General features: G+C 60.4%; 15 protein-coding genes, 2 tRNA genes and 1 pseudogene. 10 read left to right on the top strand and 8 right to left on the bottom strand.

Annotated elements, in window-relative coordinates:
* Window positions 1-264: 264 nt before the first annotated feature.
* Window positions 265-648, bottom strand: a complete 384-nt coding sequence (locus GNZ12_RS19040) for a response regulator transcription factor (protein ID WP_172312497.1) — start codon at window positions 646-648, stop codon at window positions 265-267.
* Between the two features lie 608 nt (window positions 649-1,256).
* Here GNZ12_RS19040 and GNZ12_RS19035 point away from each other — a divergent pair.
* From GNZ12_RS19035 to GNZ12_RS19025, 3 genes are all read left to right on the top strand, one after another.
* Complete coding sequence (locus GNZ12_RS19035; protein ID WP_172312495.1) at window positions 1,257-1,976, top strand: SDR family NAD(P)-dependent oxidoreductase; 720 nt, start codon at window positions 1,257-1,259, stop codon at window positions 1,974-1,976.
* Window positions 1,977-2,105: 129 nt separating this feature from the next.
* A complete protein-coding gene (locus GNZ12_RS19030) occupies window positions 2,106-2,936 on the top strand; it encodes a glucose 1-dehydrogenase (protein ID WP_172312493.1) in 831 nt (276 codons plus the stop codon).
* Window positions 2,937-3,161: 225 nt separating this feature from the next.
* A complete protein-coding gene (locus tag GNZ12_RS19025) occupies window positions 3,162-3,527 on the top strand; it encodes a DUF1330 domain-containing protein (protein WP_328806031.1) in 366 nt (121 codons plus the stop codon).
* Between the two features lie 62 nt (window positions 3,528-3,589).
* On the opposite strand, the pseudogene GNZ12_RS19020 reads toward GNZ12_RS19025, so the two are convergent.
* Window positions 3,590-4,021: pseudogene (locus GNZ12_RS19020) on the bottom strand (IS110 family transposase); the annotation flags it as partial.
* A gap of 503 nt (window positions 4,022-4,524) precedes the next feature.
* On the opposite strand from GNZ12_RS19020, the gene GNZ12_RS19015 reads away from it, so the two are divergent.
* The gene (locus GNZ12_RS19015) at window positions 4,525-6,729 is read left to right on the top strand and encodes an OsmC domain/YcaO domain-containing protein (RefSeq protein WP_172312491.1); all 2,205 of its coding nucleotides are present in this window, start codon (window positions 4,525-4,527) and stop codon (window positions 6,727-6,729) included.
* On the opposite strand, the gene GNZ12_RS19010 is transcribed toward GNZ12_RS19015, so the two are convergent.
* The 3 genes from GNZ12_RS19010 to GNZ12_RS19000 form a co-directional block, all read right to left on the bottom strand.
* Complete coding sequence (locus tag GNZ12_RS19010) at window positions 6,716-7,111, bottom strand: hypothetical protein (protein WP_235993807.1); 396 nt, start codon at window positions 7,109-7,111, stop codon at window positions 6,716-6,718. The two genes, GNZ12_RS19015 and GNZ12_RS19010, sit on opposite strands and share 14 nt — an antisense overlap.
* Window positions 7,112-7,289: 178 nt before the next feature.
* A tRNA-Leu gene (locus GNZ12_RS19005) sits at window positions 7,290-7,376 on the bottom strand.
* Window positions 7,377-7,638: 262 nt separating this feature from the next.
* Window positions 7,639-7,725: transfer RNA gene (locus tag GNZ12_RS19000), tRNA-Leu, on the bottom strand.
* A 319-nt stretch (window positions 7,726-8,044) separates the two neighbouring features.
* On the opposite strand from GNZ12_RS19000, the gene rnr reads away from it, so the two are divergent.
* From rnr to rpiA, 3 genes are all read left to right on the top strand, one after another.
* Complete coding sequence (gene rnr / locus GNZ12_RS18995) at window positions 8,045-10,561, top strand: ribonuclease R (RefSeq protein WP_172312489.1); 2,517 nt, start codon at window positions 8,045-8,047, stop codon at window positions 10,559-10,561.
* A gap of 182 nt (window positions 10,562-10,743) precedes the next feature.
* Complete coding sequence (gene rlmB / locus GNZ12_RS18990) at window positions 10,744-11,490, top strand: 23S rRNA (guanosine(2251)-2'-O)-methyltransferase RlmB (protein WP_172312487.1); 747 nt, start codon at window positions 10,744-10,746, stop codon at window positions 11,488-11,490.
* A gap of 195 nt (window positions 11,491-11,685) precedes the next feature.
* Window positions 11,686-12,381 carry a ribose-5-phosphate isomerase RpiA gene (rpiA, locus tag GNZ12_RS18985; protein ID WP_172312485.1) on the top strand — a complete coding sequence of 232 codons (696 nt, stop codon included), beginning with the start codon at window positions 11,686-11,688 and terminating at the stop codon, window positions 12,379-12,381.
* Between the two features lie 200 nt (window positions 12,382-12,581).
* On the opposite strand, the gene GNZ12_RS18980 is transcribed toward rpiA, so the two are convergent.
* Entirely contained in the window at window positions 12,582-13,751 is a 1,170-nt protein-coding gene (locus tag GNZ12_RS18980) for a glycosyltransferase family 4 protein (protein WP_235993806.1), read from the bottom strand.
* Between the two features lie 290 nt (window positions 13,752-14,041).
* On the opposite strand from GNZ12_RS18980, the gene GNZ12_RS18975 reads away from it, so the two are divergent.
* From GNZ12_RS18975 to GNZ12_RS18965, 3 genes are all read left to right on the top strand, one after another.
* Window positions 14,042-15,259 (top strand): glycosyltransferase family 4 protein, encoded by a 1,218-nt coding sequence (locus GNZ12_RS18975; RefSeq protein ID WP_172312481.1) that lies wholly within the window; start codon window positions 14,042-14,044, stop codon window positions 15,257-15,259.
* A 223-nt stretch (window positions 15,260-15,482) separates the two neighbouring features.
* Complete coding sequence (locus GNZ12_RS18970; protein ID WP_172312479.1) at window positions 15,483-15,782, top strand: type II toxin-antitoxin system HigB family toxin; 300 nt, start codon at window positions 15,483-15,485, stop codon at window positions 15,780-15,782.
* Window positions 15,779-16,201 (top strand): helix-turn-helix domain-containing protein, encoded by a 423-nt coding sequence (locus GNZ12_RS18965; protein WP_172312477.1) that lies wholly within the window; start codon window positions 15,779-15,781, stop codon window positions 16,199-16,201. The genes GNZ12_RS18970 and GNZ12_RS18965 overlap by 4 nt, the downstream gene beginning before the upstream one ends.
* Window positions 16,202-16,458: 257 nt before the next feature.
* Here the strand turns inward: GNZ12_RS18965 and GNZ12_RS18960 are convergent, their stop codons facing one another.
* Both GNZ12_RS18960 and GNZ12_RS18955 read right to left on the bottom strand, forming a co-directional pair.
* Window positions 16,459-18,849, bottom strand: a complete 2,391-nt coding sequence (locus tag GNZ12_RS18960) for a polysaccharide biosynthesis tyrosine autokinase (protein WP_172312475.1) — start codon at window positions 18,847-18,849, stop codon at window positions 16,459-16,461.
* 25 nt (window positions 18,850-18,874) lie between these two features.
* The coding region (locus tag GNZ12_RS18955) for a polysaccharide biosynthesis/export family protein (protein ID WP_172312473.1) at window positions 18,875-19,619 on the bottom strand (745 nt) is incomplete at its 5' end.

Here is a 19,619-nt window from a genome sequence, read left to right as displayed (position 1 = left end):
AGCGCGAAGCACGCCCATGTGACGGCTCCCAAGGCGATGCAGCCGGAAATCCACAGCATGACCAGATACCGCAGGCGAGCGAGCCGATCGGCGTTCATGCTTGATCGCGAGGCGCAACCCGCCGGAAGGTCCTGTATCCGCGCGACTGCCTCTGCGGGTTTCAAGAAGTCGGTCACGATATATGCATAGAGTCGATCGAAAGGCCGAAGCGCTGGGGATCGGTGGCCGCCATCTGACATCGCGTCTCACGCATCCGCGATTGGCCTATGGATCGCCCACCTGTTTGGCTAAAGCGAGGTTGAGGTAGCGTTCCATGGCCTCGGCGTCGATCGGCTTTTCGAGGAACGCCAGCGCACCGTTTTTCTCGCTTTTCGCCTGTAAGGCAACCGTTGGGAAGGCCGTAATGAAGATGGTCGGCGGCGCACACCCAAGCTCGAGAAGGCGATCGTGCATCTCGATGCCAGACATGGTCGGCATTTGTACATCGGAGATCAGGCATGACGTCTCTTCGATGGGGCCGGAGTGCAGAAAAGCTTCCGCCGATGCGAACACGTGCACCTGCCAGCCGAAAGAGCGAACCAGGCTCGCAGTAGCGACGCGAACAGCCTCGTCGTCGTCGACAATGGAAGCGATGTGATCAGTGCACAAGCAATGAACCTCGGTTCTCCCAATACATTGGGCGTGAAAATACTGTCTTGCATGCGCAAGGCTACCTCTAAGCTAGAGTAGCTCACCCGGGGCGGCGCAGGAATTATACGGATGTATAGCCGTACACTGGGGGATGAATACCGGCTCATCCATTACTAGCCTGCGCGCCACATCCGCCAGCGACAATCAACAATGAAATGGCCGGCGCCACGAGTGACGTCCTCGTTCCTCGTCCGATTGCTCCAGCTTATCGAATCAAAAGCAGCGCGTTGTTTCGAGTGAGGGTGCGCGCGGGTGGTGCGCGTCAGCTAGCTGGAGTCAGGAATATCAGTTATTCCAACCGGGAAGATTGTGCGAAGTACCTTGACGGAAGACTATGAAGCTTCCCATCGGCACAAGTCGCTAGAGCGATAAATAGATGCTTATAAGGAAGCCGGTCTTGGTTCGGGAAGTGGTTTAGCTGCCCACCCTGGTGACCGTCATTCCCACCGCCGTTGGAGAGAAATCCGCTTTGAAGTCGAATCGGGTGAGCGGGCGCTGCTTCTCACCCTTGTCCTGGATGGCGGCTTGAAATGTGCCATCCGTAGAGTGTTCACAGGAGGATAGACATGAGACTGGAAAACAAAGTAGCCTTGATCACGGGCGGTAACCAAGGTATCGGCCGCGCGGTTGTCGACTTGTTTGCCAAGGAGGGCGCGAAGGTTGTCGTCGGCGACCTGGCTGAGCCGAAGGAGAAGTTCGGCGCCAACATTGAGAGCATGCGCCTTGATGTCACCAAGGAAAGTGATTGGCAGAAAATCGTTAAGGATATCGAAGAGAAATACGGTCGCATCGACATCCTGGTCAACAACGCCGGCATCTTGACCTACGAGCCCATTACCGAGTGCTCGCTCGAGTCGTGGAACCGCACTATTGCGGTCAACCAGACTGGCCCGTTCCTTGGAATGAAGCATGTCATCCCAGTGATGCAGAAAAACAGGAAGGGCGCGATTGTCAACATCTCGTCAATCTGGGGCACGATCGGTGCTCCGGGCGCGGCAGCCTACCACGCTTCGAAAGGCGCCGTTCGCACCATGACGAAGAACGCTGCCCTTACCTATGTGGGAGATGGAATCCGCGCCAATTCTGTCCACCCAGGTATCACCCACACGCCAATGGTCGACGCGCAGAGCGAAGAACTGAACAACCTGGTCGTCTCCGGCACGCCTATGAAGCGTATGGGCAAGCCGATCGAACTGGCCTACGCCATCCTTTACCTCGCCAGCGACGAAGCCAGCTACACCACAGGCGCTGAGCTCTACGTGGACGGTGGCTTCCTCGCTATCTGAGCGTTCTTTACTCCCAAATTGACGATCAGCAAGATGTTGCCGGACACGTCCGGCGACGCCTTTGCTCGTTCGATCGCTCTTCGGAGCAAAACACCCAGTTTGGTTACGTGCTAACCAATGGAGCGAGACATGTCTGAAACCAGGCAAAAAACTGCTAATTCGCGCTCGGCGAGCGACCGGCTCAAGGGGCGCAGCATCATTGTGACAGGCGCCGGCAGCGGAATTGGCGCGGGTATAGCGGCTGACCTTGTGGCAAATGGTGCGAACGTAGTAGTCGCCGACATCAACGAAGGCGCGGCGCGGGAGGTCGCTGAGGAAATTGCGTCAAGCACCGGAGGGGCAGCTATTGCTGTGCGCGTGGACGTAACGGACCGGGCGAGCATCCAGGCTTTGGTGGCGAAGACAGTTGAGCGCTTTGGGCGATTGGACGTCATGTTCAACAATGCCGGAATCATCGAGACGGCGTCGTATCTCGAGATTACGGAGGCTGGCTGGAACAGGCTAATGAACGTCAACGGCCTCGGTGTGCTGATGGGGACACAAGAGGCGGCGAAGCAGATGATTGCACAGGGAACAGGCGGAAAGATCATCAATACGGCCTCGATTGGCGGCAAGCAGGGTTATCCTGTGTTTGCCCACTATTGCGCCAGTAAGTTTGCAGTCGTCGGATTGACGCAGGCGGCCGCCCGAGCATTTGCTGAGCACAAAATCACCGTGAACTGCTTTGGCCCTGGCGTCGTCCATACAGCTCTATGGGATCAGCTCAACCGGGAATTCGTCGAAAGAGGCATCACATCCAGGCCCGATCAGGCAATAAACGATTTCAGTACGGACATCCTGTTGGGCCGGTATTCAACGCCAAAAGACATTGTCGGTGTGACAACGTTTCTCGCGTCGTCTGACTCCGACTACATTACCGGTCAGACAGTTATGGTGGACGGCGGAATGGTATTGATCTAGCTGAACGGCGGCGCAGTGGGGGAGGTTGCCGGAATCGACATCTGCGACGTCGCACACAACGTTACGGCATCTGGTAAAGATGACGAAAAGTAATCCCTGTACTGACAAGGCATCATCATTTCGGTGGCATTTCCACGCTGGCGATTCTCGCCGGGAATATGTGCTATTCCCTCCGCGTTCTACCATTGTGAGCACTCCTTTGATACGTTCACGGTGTAGACACGCGTGCAAGAAATCGAACACACGTGGCCCAACTATCGGGCATCTGGAACTGGACCTTATGATAAGGAGTATTCAGCCATGACAGCTTATGTCGTATTCACCCGAGAAAGAACGACCAATCAGGCAGAGCTTGATACGTACGCGCGGGATGCACCAGGCGCCGCCGAAGGGCACAACGTGTCGTTTCTGGCGTTATACGGAAAGCACGAGGTGCTCGAAGGGCCGACGATGGAGGGCGCCGCCGTCCTGCGGTTTCCGACGATCGAAGAAGCGAGGCGCTGGTACGACAGCCCGGCCTATCAGGAAGCATCAAAGCATCGGCATGCTGGAGCCGAGTACCGCGTTTTCATCGTCGAAGGTGCCGAGTAGTTCACCGGCGCCTTAAGGCGTGCGCTGCCCGTAGTCTGCTCCTTGCCGTCCAGCCGGTAGTCGAATGCCTCATCCTCGACGCCCGGTACGTACACCGCTGACAGGTCGCCTGCACGCAGCGCGCGCGTCAGCTTGAGCGCGTCGCGCCGGTCCATCTTGACGCGCTCACCCGGCTTCCTCGGAATCAGCGACGGCGCATAAACCATGCAGTCGAATCCCTTCTGGACGAGCTGTCGGTAAAGTCCATAACCGCAAGGTCCTGCCTCATAGACGACGCGTACGTCTTTCGCCTTCGACCGCAGGCGCGTGCACATGCGATCGATATCGGTCTTCGTCGTACCGGTCTTGCCCAGCTGTTCCACTTCGCCCGTGCCGATCGCGTAGGCGACCGTGATCGACTCCGTGTGAACATCCAGTCCCACGTACACCGTGCTATCGTTTTCTATGCTGGCCTCCGTGCCGGAAATCGCCGGGTGTGGCGCTGTCCACACCATGCGGCTCTGGCAGAAATGCTAACCCGCGATTGATTCCTCACGGCGGGCCAGCCTCTGCCTCACGGAAAGTCATACTGTCTTAACGGGAGCGCGCATTCGCGGACAGTGAGATCCGACATTCGCGGCCATTGGCGTGCGAACGGCAGGAATGCGACCTGTCGCCGTCTCACCGACGTCGTCACCTCAACGACCGCTCCGACCACCCGCCGGCCGACTCAGTTAGGCCAGTGGCGGTTGTAGCTTAAAAGTCGTCGTTGCGGTCAGAGAAGCTCGAACGGTGGTTCAGGGTTGATCGCGTTGAAAAAGGGCGTGACCTGACGGTATCGGCGGGCGCAATGGGACCCGAGCGAGGCACAGCGTTGGGTTTGCGGCAGGTGGTTGTCAATCGAGTGGGAGTAGAATTCCGGCTAGGAAACATCATTCGCTAGTTGATTCGCTATTAAAGCCCTGTTTTTTTACAGCGCTTTATATTTTGTTTTGAGCACCATTTTTGGAATTTCCCCATGGAAATTAAAGTCAACTTTCTCGATAAGCTACGTCTTGAAGCCAAGTTCGATGACTTCACGGTAGTGGCCGACCAGCCTATCCGTTATAAGGGCGATGGCTCGGCGCCTGGTCCCTTCGATTATTTTCTGGCCTCATCGGCCTTGTGTGCAGCTTACTTTGTGAAGTTGTACTGCGTGACTCGCAATATTCCTACCGAAAATATCCGACTGTCGCAGAATAATATTGTTGATCCGGAAAACCGGTACCAACAGATTTTCAAGATTCAGGTTGAGTTGCCGGCGGACATCTCTGCCAAAGACCGCCAAGGTATTTTGCGCTCCATCGACCGTTGTACGGTGAAAAAAGTGGTGCAAGCCGGACCCGAGTTTGTCATCGAAGAGGTAGCGAACCTGGATGCCGATGCTCAGTCCTTGCTGATGTCGAAGCCGGCTTCTGACGCCAGCACCTATATTGCGGGCAAGGATCTGCCGTTGGAGCAAACCATCGCCAATATGTCGGGTATTTTGGCGGCCTTGGGTATCAAGATTGAAATCGCTTCGTGGCGCAATCTTGTTCCCAATGTGTGGTCGCTGCATATCCGCGATGCGCACTCGCCGATGTGTTTTACCAATGGCAAGGGAGCGACCAAAGAAAGCGCGTTGGCGTCGGCGTTGGGAGAGTATATCGAGCGACTGAACTGCAACCATTTCTACGCCGGCACGTTTTGGGGCGAAGACATCGCCAACGAGGCGTTTGTACATTACCCGAACGAGCGCTGGTTCAAGCCTGGCCGTAAGGATGCGCTGCCGGCTGAAATTCTGGATGCGTACTGCCTGCAAATTTATAATCCCGATGGCGAGTTGCATGGCTCGCATCTGTACGACACCAACTCCGGCAATGTGCAGCGCGGTATCTGTTCGCTGCCGTTTGTGCGGCAGTCGGACGGCGGAGTGGTGTATTTTCCGTCCAACCTGATCGAAAACCTGTTCGTCAGCAATGGCATGAGTGCCGGTAACACGCTGGCAGAAGCGCAAGTGCAATGTCTGTCCGAAATTTTCGAACGGGCGGTAAAGCGCGAAATTCTGGAAGGTGAAATCGCATTGCCTGATGTGCCGCACGAAGTGCTGGCGAAATACCCTGGCATTCTGGCCGGGATTCAGGGATTGGAAGAGCAGGGCTTTCCGGTGCTGGTAAAGGATGCGTCGCTGGGTGGGGCCTACCCGGTGATGTGCGTCACCTTGATGAACCCGCGGACAGGCGGTGTCTTTGCCTCGTTCGGCGCGCACCCAAGCTTCGAGGTGGCGCTGGAACGGAGTCTGACGGAATTACTGCAGGGGCGTAGTTTTGAAGGCCTGAACGATTTACCTCAGCCCACCTTTGTCAGTAACGCCGTGACTGAACCCAATAACTTCGTTGAGCACTTCATTGATTCCAGCGGTGTAGTGTCGTGGCGCTTTTTCAGCGCCAAAGCGAATTTCGAGTTTGTTGAGTGGGATTTTTCTGGCCAAGGTGAAAACTCCAACGCTGAGGAAGCAGCAACCTTGTTCGGCATTCTCGAAGACATGGGCAAAGAAGCTTACATGGCGGTGTATGACCAGTTGGGTGCCGTAGCCTGCCGGATTCTGGTGCCCGATTATTCGGAAGTTTACCCGGTAGAGGATTTGATCTGGGATAACACAAACAAGGCGCTGTTGTTCCGCGCCGATATTTTGAACTTGCATCGCCTGGACGATACCGGCCTGGCAGCACTGCTTGAGCGGTTGGAGAACAGCGAGTTGGATGAGCACTCCGATATTGCCACTTTGATCGGCATCGAATTTGACGAGAATACGGACTGGGGGCAGCTAACAGTTCTCGAGTTGAAGCTGCTGATTCATCTCGCCTTGCGGCAATTTGAGGCGACGCAAGAGTTGGTGGGGGCTTTCCTGCAGTACAACGACAACACGGTCGAGCGCGGATTGTTTTACCAGGCCTTGAATGTGGTGCTGGAGGTGCTGCTCGATGACGACCTGGAACTGGACGACTACGCGGTCAACTTCCGTCGGATGTTTGGCAACGCTCGGATGGACGCGGTAATGGGGGCAGTGGACGGCAGCGTGCGCTTCTTCGGGTTAGCGCCAACGAGTATGAAACTAGAGGGTCTCGATAGGCACCACCGCCTGATCGACAGCTACAAAAAATTGCATAAGGCGCGGGCCAACGTGGCGGCTACAACCAGTTAGGGTGACGAGTCATGGCTGGAATCGCGAGAGTAGCGTCAGCCGGACCTCTGTGCTCGATCAAGCCACGGGATGACGGTATCAGTAGGGTCAGCGCTTTGCTCAAGGCATCTCGATGTAAATGAGGAGTCTTTTGGCGGGCAGGGGGCGGAAAGACGTAGTGCCCCTTGCCGGTAAGTGACTGCAACTCGTTCAGGACGGCGATCGCTTCGAGTATGGGCTTGACCTCGGGCGTGGTAAGCGTCGAGATGGGCTTGTTGCGGAGCGCGGGAGTCAGGTATTCGCGAACAACAAACTCTGCTTTCCGGTAGTTTTCGCCAGCCCATTCCTTGCGGTTGAAATCGAGCCAGCGCTGGGCCTCGAGATGGAAGCCGTCTTCGGCCACGCGTTTGCGTGGCGACGGACTCGGCCCGGCGATGTTCGACCGGATCGGTGCCTTCGCGTACAGGAGTGGGGCGGGGCAAAGCTCGATAGACTTTTTGCTCGTGCAGGACAGCCCAAAAACAAAAAACCCCGCAAAGCGCTAAGGCTTAACGGGGTGCTTTGTTTCACTTGAAGAGGGGTGGTGCCCAGGAGAGGACTCGAACCTCCACGGTGTTGCCACCGCTAGGACCTGAACCTAGTGCGTCTACCAATTCCGCCACCTGGGCACGTCTTCAAGCTAGACCACTATTTTAGCGTGATGATGCAGCGTGTCAATCCCTACATACAAACAAACTATCGCTTCATCAACCGCCCGGTTGTGCCGTGTAGCAGAGCAAAACTCCACTGCTAGACACCTGCCAACTCACGTCGACCCAACCGTCCTGCTAACCACGCCATCCGATCGAAAAAACCAGCATCGGATCACATAGCCTCACACAAAAAGTAAAGCCGCCTATGTGAAACATCAGGCGGCTTTACTTTTGAATCTGGTGCCCAAGAGAGGACTCGAACCTCCACAGTGTTGCCACCGCTAGGACCTGAACCTAGTGCGTCTACCAATTTCGCCACCTGGGCAGGTGATGAACAGCAAAGAACGCCATTATAGCGACAGATTCAGGGCTGTCAAGCGTTTCTCAAAAGTCGCTTAAACATCGCCGCAGCGAGCCTGCATGGGGCTCACAGCGACTATTGACGGGCCGCGTGGCGCGCAAGACGGGTGTTAGAATGCCTCGCAGTAGTTCGTTGGCACGGTGCACACGCCCGTCGGACTCAGACTTGAACGAGCCGGACCCGAGCAGAATCTCCAGTGCAATCGCAAGTGCAACTTAAGCGCAACCCAAAGGCCTCTAAGCCGAGCGCCTCTTAAGCCGAGCCACATCGCCGACCGACGTCCATGCAACGAGAAAAAATCATCGACAAGCCCTTGAGCAAATTCCCGTATCCGATCCCAAGCCGCGAAGAAATCCTGGGCGTCCTGCGCACGAGTGAAGCGCCGCTTGCCGCGAACGACATCGCCGAAGCCCTGTCGATCAAGCGCCAGGAGCGCGAAGGGTTTTTCAAGCGCTTAGGCGCCATGGAGCGCGACGGCCAGATCCGGCTCGATCAGCGCAATCTCTATCAGCTGACCCATCCGTCGAATTTCGTCGCGGGCCGCGTACAGGGCCATCGCGACGGCTACGGTTTTCTCATTCGCGACGACGGCCAGGACGATCTGTTCCTGCCCACGGGCGAAATGCAGAAGGTCATGCACAACGATCGCGTGCTTGCGCGCATCGTCGGCTATGACCGCCGCGGCAGGCCGGAAGGGCATGTCGTCGAAGTCACGGATCGCGCCAACAAGCGCGTGATCGGCCGCCTGCTCAACGAGAACGGTGCGCTGATCGTCGCGCCCGAAGACAAGCGCATCGGTCACGACATTCTGATCACGCAGAACACCAAGAAGGCCAAGGTCGGCCAGGTGGTGGTGGTCGAGCTGACCGAATTCCCGAGCCGTCATTCGCAGCCGCTCGGCCGCGTGGTGGAAGTGCTCGGCGATATCGACGACCCCGGCATGGAAATCGAAATCGCGGTGCGCAAGTACGGCGTGCCCCACGAATTCAGCCAGGCCGCGCTCGACGAAGCCGCTAAGCTGCCCGACGAAGTCCGACCGGTCGACGCGCGTCATCGCATCGATTTGCGCGACGTGCCGCTCGTCACGATCGACGGTGAAGATGCCCGCGACTTCGACGACGCAGTCTATTGCGAGCCGGTTCAGGTCGGTCGCGGCGAAGGCTTCCGCCTGATCGTCGCGATTGCGGACGTCTCGCACTACGTGCATCCGAAGAGCGCGCTGGACGCCGACGCGCTCGAGCGCAGCACCTCGGTGTACTTCCCGCGCCGCGTGATTCCGATGCTGCCGGAGAAGCTGTCGAACGGATTGTGCTCGCTGAACCCGAACGTCGACCGTTGCGTGCTGGTTTGCGACATGATCATCACCGCGCGTGGCGAAGTGAAGGCGTATCAGTTCTATCCGGGCGTGATCAACTCGGCCGCGCGCCTCACCTACACGGAAGTGGCCGCGGTACTCAAGAACACCAAAGGTCCGGAGGCCACGCGTCGCGCCGCCTTGCTGCCGCAACTGCAGAATCTGTATGGCGTCTACAAGTCGCTGTTCGCTGCCCGCCAGAAGCGTGGCGCGATCGACTTCGATACGACCGAGACGTACATCGTCTGCAATGCGCAGGGCAAGATCGAACAGATCATTCCGCGCACCCGCAACGACGCGCACAAGCTTATCGAGGAATGCATGCTGGCCGCGAACGTCTGCGCGGCCGACTTCCTCAAGCGCAACAAGCACCCGGGTCTGTACCGCGTGCACGCCGGGCCGACCGCCGAGAAGCTCGAAAATCTGCGCACCTTCCTGCGTGGCATGGGCCTCACGCTCGCCGGCGGCGATAAGCCGCATGCAAGCGATTACGCCGCGCTGATGGCGCAGATCCGCGAGCGGCCGGACGCGCAGATGCTGCAGACCATGCTGCTGCGCTCGATGCAACAGGCCGTCTACAGTCCGGACAACATCGGCCACTTCGGTCTCGCGTATGAAGCGTACGCGCACTTCACGAGCCCGATTCGCCGCTATCCCGATCTGCTCACGCACCGCGCGATCTACGCGGTTTTGCAAGGCCGCAAGTATCAGCCGGAGCCGCCGCAGGGCGTCGAGTTGAATACGGCGCTGTCGCCGCGCGCCCGCGCGATGCAGCAAGCCGACGACGAAAAGCGCGGCCGTCAGCGTGGCAACAACGTGGCGATCTGGGAAGAGCTCGGTCTGCATTGCTCGGCCAATGAACGCCGCGCCGACGAAGCCTCGCGCGACGTCGAAGCCTGGCTGAAGTGCTACTTCATGCGCGACAAGCTCGGCGAAGAGTACGGCGGCATGGTGAACGGCGTGACGTCGTTCGGCATTTTCGTTCAGCTCGACTCGCTCTTTATCGAAGGCCTCGTGCACGTCACCGAACTGGGCTCGGATTACTTCCAGTACGACGAGATCAAGAACGAGTTGCGCGGCGAGCGTACCGGCATTCGCTACCGTCTGTCGGATCGCGTGCGGGTGCAGGTGAGCCGCGTCGATCTCGACGCGCGCAAGATCGACTTCCGCCTCGTGCGCGATACGCCGATCAAGCCGCCGACGAGTCGTCCGGCGCTTGCCGACAAGGCATCCGGTGAAAGCAGCGGTGCACGTGTGCGTTCGTTACCGCCGGTGGATGGTGGGATAGGCGGCGCGCCGGCAGGCGCGGGTGGGCGGCGCAAGAAGGCCGCGCCGGCGCAAACCGCGGCCGTCAAGGAAGCGCGCGCGGCACGGGGCGCTGCGAAGAAGCACGGCGGCGCTGCGGCGAAGCCGGCATCGAAACCGCAGGCCCGTAAGAAGCGCTGAAGTCGCCTGTCGGCTTGAACCGCGCGCATCGGGTACGTTAAGACGTATCGGATGCGCGCGGTCTTCATTTCATCGCAATCAAGTCAGGTATCGAAGCAGATACGCCAGCAACACAGTAAGCAGGCTCGTATTCATCACAGCAGCGCGCGTTCACGGCGCGCTCAATCAAAGGTTTGTCAGTCATGTCACGTCTCAAGGTTCTATACGGTTTCCACGCAGTGACCGCGCGTATGCGGCACGACGCGTCGACGGTCGAAGAGGTCTATTACGACGCGACGCGCAAAGACCGTCGCATGACCGAATTCCTGCACGCGGCGAAAGAAGCCGGTGTGCGTCTGATCGCCGCCGACGAAACGCGTCTGTGGGGTCTCGCGCATACCGAGCGTCACCAGGGCGTGGTCGCGCGTGCGACCGACATGCCGCTCGCGCAGAACCTGGCCGAACTGCTCGACGGCATCAACGGTTCGCCGTTGATTCTGGTGCTGGACGGCGTGACCGATCCGCACAATCTCGGCGCCTGCCTGCGCGTGGCCGATGCGGCCGGCGCGCACGCGGTGATCGTGCCGCGTGACCGCGCGGTCGGTTTGAATGCGACGGCCGCCAAGGTGGCGAGCGGCGCAGCCGACACCGTGCCGTACATCACCGTCACGAATCTGGCGCGCGCGCTGCGTGAGTTGAAGGATGCGGGCGTGTGGGTGGTCGGTACCGCCGAAGAGGCTACCAAGAGCATCTACGAGACCGAACTCGACGGTCCGGTCGCGCTGGTGATGGGCGCCGAAGGCGAGGGCATGCGGCGTCTCACGCGCGAAACCTGCGACATGATCATGCAGATTCCGATGGCAGGTACGGTCGAAAGCCTGAACGTCTCGGTGGCGAGCGGTGTGTGCCTGTTCGAAGCCGTGCGTCAGCGTTCGGTGAAGAAGAAGTAAATCCTCCGATCATTCAACGCCGGTCCGTTCGCCGAGCTATCAATGCTCATGGCAGGGCCGGCTCCCATGTCGCCGGTAGAAACAGCGTTCGGGCGCGCGCGGTGGGCACTTTTGCCGGCCGCCGTGCCCGGTAAATCCGGCGCTCGCTCGCCACTCCGGTAAACTCATCGTTTTTACTGCTCGCCTGCATTCCCCATGACCCAAGACGAACTCAAGCAACTGGTCGGCCAGGCCGCCGCCGACTATGTGAACGCCAACGTGCCGGAAGGCTCCGTGATCGGCGTCGGCACTGGCTCCACCGCGAACTGTTTCATCGACGCGCTGGCCGCCAGCAAGACCCGCTACCGCGGCGCGGTGTCGAGCTCGCTCGCCACGACCGCGCGTCTGCAATCGCACGGTTTCAAGGTGCTCGACCTGAACGAAATCGATTCGCTGCCGGTGTATGTGGACGGCGCCGATGAGATCGACCACAGCGGCGCGATGATCAAGGGCGGCGGCGGCGCGCTGACGCGCGAGAAAATCGTCGCGTCTGTGTCGGACGTGTTCGTCTGCATCGCCGATGCGAGCAAGCTGGTCGACACGCTTGGCGACTTCCCGCTACCGATCGAAGTCGTGCCCATGGCGCGTACAGCGATCGGCCGCCGTGTCACGGCGCTCGGCGGCGTGCCGGTGGTGCGCGTGACCAAGGAAGGCGTGCCGTTCATTACCGATAACGGCAACGAGATCATCGACGTCAAGGGTCTGCGCATCAGCGACCCGCGCACGCTGGAAATGCACGTCAACGCATGGCCGGGCGTGGTGACGGTGGGCCTCTTCGCGGGCCGCGGCGCGAATCTGTGCATGCTTGGCACGGATACCGGCGTCGAGACGATCGAATACAGCAAGAGCTGATCACCGCGCTTTTGCCGCTGCACGCGAGCCTGCTATAGCGGGCTCGCTTTCCTGCATCGATCCGCGCCGACCTGTACTAATCCGCATCGGCGGGCTCTTGCTCCAGCAGAGAACAGAGTCGAGCCGCACTAGCCTGGGTCCGCAGGCCCTCGCACCAGCACAGATCCGTGTCGAGCCGCACGAACCTGCATCAACCAGCACTAGCGCGCGGCTTGCCCGATCGCCTGCATCATCCGCTGCAAATACTGATCCACTGAAAATTCGGTTTGCGCATCGATAAGCGCCTGATCCGCGAGGCGTTGCGCCATGACCGGATCGGCGCGCAATGCGCCGATCGCATCAGCCAGTGCGGCCACGTCCCCCGGTTTCACGAGCCACCCATTGTGCTGATGCCGCACGATCTCAGTTACGCCGCCCGCGGCCGCTGCGATCACCGGGCGTGCTGCCGCCATGCCTTCGACGATCACCCGCCCGAACGGCTCCGGCTCGGTCGACGTGTGCAAGATCACATCCATCGCCTTCATCCACGCGGGCACGTCGTCCTGAAAGCCCGCGACATGCACGCGATCCGCTACGCCCAGTGCCTTGGCTTGCTCATGCAGGCGCTGCGCGTAGGCCTCTTCGCCGAATAGCGGCGCACCGACCAGCACCAGGTGCACGCCGGGCAGCCGCGCCATGGCCTCGAGCGCAATGTGCTGACCTTTCCACGGCGCGAGACGGCCGAACAAGCCCGCGAGCCACGCGTGCTCGGGCAAGCCCAGACGCCGGCGCAGCGCGCCCATATCGCTGCTATCGATGCGTTTGAACGCGCCGGCGTCGATACCGTTGTAGATGACCGGCACCGCGTTGGCCGCGATGCCGGTCAGCGCCATCAGCGATTGCTTCGATGCCTGCGAATTCGCCACCACCTGATCAACAGCGAAGCGCACCACCCACTTGATGACGTGCAACTGCACTCGCCCAAAATGCTCGCGCGTGAGGATGTCGTGCTGATACCAGATCACCGGTTTGCGATGCAACGGCTTGCCGAGCGCGCCAAGCACGAGTGCCTTTTGTGTGTTGAGAAACAGCACGTCGAACGCGCTCGCTCGCGCCGCGATGGCGCGGACCTGGCGCAGGATGCCGGGCACGACGCGCAGACAGTTCAGTCCGGAAGCTTGCCGAGCGATGCCCGACACGCGCGCGTCGTTCAGCACCTGCACGTGTGCGCCGAGCGCTTCGAGGCGCGCGCGAAATGGGCCGTCGGACAGCAGTACGACTTCGCTGCGCGCGGTGCAGCTTCCGGCCAGTTGCAGGAGTGCGAATTCAGCGCCGCCGAGTTGGCCGCTCTGATCGACGAATAGCACGCTCGGGAGTGCCGGCGAGCGCATTGCCGATGTTGCCGCCGATACCGATGAGGGTGGTGCGGCAGATGGATCGATCAGGGCCGGCTGAACCCGCGGCAAAGATTGGGTGAGTGGAGAAGCGTCGATCGTCGGGCGCATAAAGTGCGAAGTCGGGCGAAGTGATTGAACGCGCCGTTCGCAAGAGGCGAATGGCGCGTCCTCATTATTAGCGGACTGTCGCGCCCCGAATGTGGGCATGCGCACGCACAGTAAATGATGCGCCACATACACTCGTTGCTGAGACCAAGGGTCGTTTATTAATAGGTGGGGAGATCATGAAAGTGGCGATCGTGCACGACTGGCTCGTCGCACCCGGCGGCGCCGAGAAGGTGCTCGAGCAGATCATTGCGTGTTTTCCCGATGCCGATCTTTTCAGTCTCGTCGATTTCCTCGAAGACCGCAGACCGCTCGGCGGCAAACCCGTCACGACTTCGTTCATCCAGAGCATGCCGTTTGCGCGGCGGCGCTATCGCGGGTATCTGCCGTTGATGCCGCTGGCCATCGAACAGTTCGATCTCTCGAGTTACGACCTCATCATCACGAGTTCCTATGCGGTCGCCAAGGGTGTGCTGGTCGGCCCCGATCAGACGCACGTGAGCTACGTGCATTCGCCGATGCGCTACGCGTGGGATCTGCAACATCAGTACTTGCGCGAAGCGAATCTGACGCGCGGGCCGAAGTCATGGGCCGCGCGCGCGTTGCTTCACTATCTGCGCGGCTGGGATTCGCACTCGGCGAACAGCGTCGACCGCCTGATCGCGAATTCACAATTCGTCGCGCGGCGCGTGATGAAAACTTACCGGCGCGATGCGGCAGTGATTCCGCCTCCCGTCGACGTGCACGAATTTGAACTGTGCACGGACAAGGAAGACTTCTATCTGACCGCTTCGCGGATGGTGCCTTATAAGCGCATTGATCTGATCGTCGAAACCTTCACCGCGACGCCGCACCGCAAGCTGATCGTGATTGGTGACGGGCCGGAAATGGCGGCGATTCGCGCCAAGGCAGGTCCGAACGTGACGATCCTCGGCTACCAGCCGTTCAAGGTTCTCAAGGATCATCTGCAACGCGCGCGCGCCTTCGTGTTCGCCGCCGAAGAAGACTTCGGCATCGTCGCGCTCGAAGCGCAGGCGTGTGGCACACCGGTCATTGCATTCGGCAAGGGCGGGGCGCTTGAAACAGTGGTGCCGATCGGCGAGGCGCGTCCTACCGGCGTGTATTTCGCACGCCAAACGGTTGTGTCGATGCTCGACGCGATCGACCGCTTCGAACGGCAGAGTGAACAGATCACGCCGGCGGCATGCCGCGCGAATGCCGAGCGGTTCTCGGCGGCGGTTTTCCGGCGCGCTTTCATGGCCGAAGTGACGCGCACGATCGCGGCGTCAGGCTGGCGCTTGCGGGTGGCGGCGGCAGAGCGGATCGAATCCGATCGGGCCACCGAGGATCTCGCATGGCCTGGCGAACGCGCGCAGGGAAGCAGTTGGGGGCGCTGAGGGGGACGCGGGCGAGTGCGAATGCAGCAGCGGCCATTTTTCTCTTTATTCGCACATTGCGAACTTCGCGATATGCGAATAAAATGTTTTTGTCGTACCGCAGTAAGCCGTAGCTGGCTGTTCGGTCTATGCCGTCCGGCAGACTATCGGTGTTGATCCCGTCTCATTAGCCTTGCAGGTGGAGCGAGCATGTTCAGTGCGCGAGTCCATGCGAGGAAAATCGATGCGGGTCATTTCAAAGAAAGCGTTGTTGGACTTCATAAAGAGACATCCGGAGGCGCGCGGTGCGCTGTTGACGTGGTACTCACTGGCGCAGGCGTGCCTCGCGTATGGCTATAACGACCTGAAGCAGACGTTCGCGAGCGTGGACTACGTGCCGCCGCAATACACCGTTTTCAATGTGGGCGGCAACCGGTTCTGGATCATCGCGGCGATTCACTACAACAGGCAGTCGTTGTTCGTTCGTTACGCACTGACGCATACGGAATACGACCTTTGGACGAGGAAGGATTTAAACTCATGAATGCCGATCGCCTTCCGGGAGCCTTTCCCGACATCGCTCAAACCTGGGCTGCACTGCAGGCCCAGTTGCCAATCACGCCCATCCGCAACGAGCAGGACTATCAGACGATGGTGCGGCTCGCCAACGCGCTCGCCGATCACCTGAACGGTAGCGAGGAAGATCCGCTGGCCGATCTGTTCGCGATCGTCACCGACCTGGTCGAAAGCTGGGAAGCGAGCAACGTGACGATCCCGAAAGCGGAGCCGCGCGAAGTATTGCGGCATCTGCTGGAAACGCATGGGCTCAAGCAAAAGGATCTGATCGGTATCGCGTCGCCTACCGTGGTGAGCGATATTCTCGCGGGCCGGCGCGCCATCAGCAAAAAGGTGGCGAAGGCGCTGGCCGTGCGCTTTCATACCGACGTCAGCGCGTTTCTGTAAGCGCGCCGCAGCGCCGGTCTTGTGCTGAGCGCTATGACTGCCCTCAGTTGGCCACTCGTCTGGTCAATCAATAAGTATTCCTGCATTTCTCATCGTCTCCGTCCACGCCACACGGGTAGCCTGCCTGTCCGCCGCCGGCTTCGGCGCTTGTAACGACGGCCTTGCCCCCGCTTCGTCCGCATCAACCGCGCGCCAATGAAACAGGGCCGCGCCTCGATCCGGCGCAGCCCTGTTTGCTTTACGCCATCAAGCGCAATCTATCGTGATCCGTGAGTATCGAGCGGATCGCCGGCGGAGTAGGTGTACGCATACGCATAGTCGTACGTGCCGTTCTTGTTGTGGCGCTTGAGCGGCACCGCGTTCATCACGCCGCCTACCACCCGGGCCCGCGCGCGCCGCAGCTTCTTCAGCGCGTCGGCCACGTGGCCCTCGGTGTGAACGCCGGCCCGCATCACCAGCACGGTCGAACCGGCGAGATGCGCAATCACCGCGGCATCGGCCACCGCCAGCAGCGGCGGCGTATCGACGATCACCAGATCGAACTCCTGCTCGAAGCGCGCAAGGATTTCGCCGAAGCGCGACGACGTCAGAATTTCCGACGGATTCGGCGGATAGGCGCCCGCCGCGATGAAGTGCAGACCCTCCACGCCCGTGGCGCGAGCCGCGACTTCAAGATCGACCTGACCCGTCAGCAGTTCAGTCAAGCCACCGTGGGGCGAGCGGCCGAGATACTGCGCGAGGCGTCCACGCCGCAGATCGGCGTCGATCAGCAGCACGCGCTTGCCCGATTCCGCGATCAGTGCAGCGAGGTTCGCGCACAGAAAGCTTTTGCCGTCCGAGGGCGCCGGGCTCGTGATCGCCACGATGCGGTTGGGTGCGTCGATCAGACCGAATTGCAGCGTGGCGCGCAGCCCACGCAGGCCTTCCACCGTTGAGTCGTACGGATGGGTCTTCGCCAGCAGCGGCCGCATCGGCGTCTTACTCGACGCAATGACGGTTTGCGTGCCGACCGGTACTTTGCCTTGGCGGGCCGCCGCCGACCCCGGCCGAAACATTCGCATGACGCCCGACGGCTCCGCTAGCACTTCGGTCGGTGTCGACCTGGGGCCGGGCAGGGCTGCGGTGCGCGCGGCGCTCAATTGCCGGTCGCTGCGCGCCTGTTCCGGGCTGAACGCGATCGAGCCGAAGATCGGCAACTGGAAGCGCCGCTCGACGAACTCGGGATCGGCCACGCCGGTAAAGAACGTGCGGCGGCAGAACGCGAACAGAACGCCGCCGATGATGCCAAGCAACGTACCCGCCGAAATGATCAGCGCCGACTTCGGTCGCACCGGCTGGGATGGCAGCAAGGCCTGGTCGATGATATGCACGTTGCCGATCGTGCCGGCACGCGATATCGACAGCTCCTGGGTTTTGTTCAGCAACGCCACGTAAATTTCCTCGGCAACCTTCGCGTCGCGCTGCAGCGAGAGGGCGTTGCGTTCGGAGCTTGGCAGCGTGCTGAAGTGATCTTCGAAGCGGGCTTTTTCGCGCGACATCGCCGCCAGTTGGGCGTCCACCTGTTGCACTTCCGGGCTTTCCTCAGTGAAACGCTGCAGCAGTTGCGCGCGCTGGATGCGTAGCGTCGCAATCTGCTTCTCGTAGTCCAGACCACCAGCGAGGTAGACCCCGGCCTCCTGGGTCGGCTGGAACGAACCGGCTTTCGATTGATACTCCGACAACGCGGTCTCGGTCTTCTTCACTTCGGTGCGCAGGCGCGGCAACTCGCTGTTCAGGAAGCTCAGCATGTGGCTCGCTTCTTCCTGTGCGCGTTCGGTGCGTTGCGCCAGATACGACGCCGCGACTGCATTGGTGATCGCGGTGATCGCGTGCGGATCGGTGCCCATGTACGACAGTTGCACGACACCCGTGTCACGGCCTTTTTCGGCCACCTGCAATCCGGACGACAGGGCGGCGACCGCATCCAGCTGGTTGAAGCGCGTCACGTAGAACTCGGTGCCGGGACGGGCCACCAGCGTTTTGACGAACAACGTGACGTCGTTGCCGCTCGCTTCCTGACCCGCCACCCCGGTGAGGATCTGCTGCCCGAACGAGTCGGTCAATTCATAGCGGCCGTAATCGAGCACGCGCAGTGTCAGGCGCGCGCCTTCCAGCGATTTCGGCACCGTGATTGACGCGACCTCGAATTGCTCGCCGCCCCATGCATATGAGTCCATCCCGAAGGCCGCGCCCAGCGGGCGGCCCGGATGCGTGAACCACGACGAAATCTTGCCGAGCACCGGCATGGTCTTCGCCGCCGTACTGAAGTTCAGCTTGAACTGCTCGACCACCGGTTCGACCACCGCGCGGCTCTTGATGATCTCGATTTCCGCGTCGGTGCGCATCGGGCCCACCGACGGCACGAGCGACGGCGTGTTCTGGCTTTGCGAACCGTTGTTGTTGGGTTGCGTGTCGACCTGAAGCAGGGCGTCGGCGGAATAGATCGGTGTGGCGAGCTTCGTATAGATCACCGCGGCGAGAATCACGCAGCCGGCAATGCCGATCACCCACCAGATCTGATCCATGATCATGCGCAGCAAATCGCGCATCACTGCATCTTCGTCGCTGCTGGGCGCCGGTCCGTGGTCCAGCATGTCGTACGTACTCATAGGAATACTCCGTTGCGAGCGTTTTTCACCGGCCCAACTGCACCGTGTAGAAGATGGACTGAAGAGTCGGCGTGATCTGTTCGAGTGCGCGGTTAAAGCGTGCCGCGTTCGAGACTTGCACGTACACCACATCCTTCGGCTGGAGTTCGAACTTGGTCATCAGCATCAACGCGTCGACCTGGGTCATGTCGAGCTGATAGACGTCGGGCGTGAGCGTCTTGTCGGCGCCGCGCACCACGTAGACGAAACGCGGGTCGCCGGTCTTGACGTCGAGGCTGCCTGCGCCGGTCAGCGCGTCGGCGAGCGTCAGGCGGCCGCGGTTCATCGGCAGCGAGGTTGGCTTGTTCACTTCGCCGAGCACGAAGACGCGGCTGTTCGAGCGATCCGGCACGTCGATGATGTCGCCGTCTTTCAGCAGCACGTTCTGTTGTGGATCGCCGGTTTCGAGCAGCGAGGCGACGTCGACCGTATAGCGCTTGCCGCTGCGGGTCACGCCCACGTTCTGCAGATCGGCATCGGGCAACGCGCCGCCTGCGCGATTGATCGCGTCGAGCACGGTGAGCGGCGCATCGGTGATCGCTTCCGAGGCGGGCGTGCGCAGATTGCCGGTCACCTGCACCGATTGACTGTTGAAACCCGACACGCGCACATCGAGCTGAGGATTACGAATCGTCTTCGCGAGACCCCTCGTCAGCGACTCCTGTACCTGCTGCGCGGTCATGCCGAGCACCTTGATGCGGCCCACGCGCGGGAAAAAGATCGTGCCGTTG

The organism is Paraburkholderia solitsugae (assembly GCF_013177695.1).
Taxonomy (GTDB): domain Bacteria; phylum Pseudomonadota; class Gammaproteobacteria; order Burkholderiales; family Burkholderiaceae; genus Paraburkholderia; species Paraburkholderia solitsugae.
The sequence above is the reverse complement of the archived record's forward strand: the minus strand, read 5'-3'. Positions and strand labels throughout refer to the sequence as shown.